The 237-nt window shown below is 44.7% G+C and carries 1 tRNA gene; it reads left to right on the top strand.

The annotated features are described in order from the left end of the window. The first annotated feature begins 75 nt into the window (after positions 1–75). A tRNA-Pro gene (locus FC45_RS07580) sits at positions 76–149 on the top strand. The last annotated feature ends 88 nt before the right edge of the window (positions 150–237 follow it).

Raw genomic sequence — 237 nt, forward strand, 5'->3', positions numbered from 1 at the left:
GGGTCGCGGGTTCGAATCCCGTCTTCCGCTTCACGAGATGAGGATTCACAGTAGTGAATCCTTTTTTGTTAGCTTCGGGAAATAGCTCAGCTTGGTAGAGCGCTACGTTCGGGACGTAGAGGTCGCAGGTTCAAATCCGGTTTTCCCGATAATTATTCAAAAAAGTCTTTGCAGATTGATAAAGCTTTGCTATAATAAACTCTGTTATGCGGAAGTAGTTCAGTGGTAGAACATCAC

The sequence above is a fragment of the Lactobacillus jensenii DSM 20557 genome (genome assembly GCF_001436455.1).
Lineage (GTDB): Bacteria > Bacillota > Bacilli > Lactobacillales > Lactobacillaceae > Lactobacillus > Lactobacillus jensenii.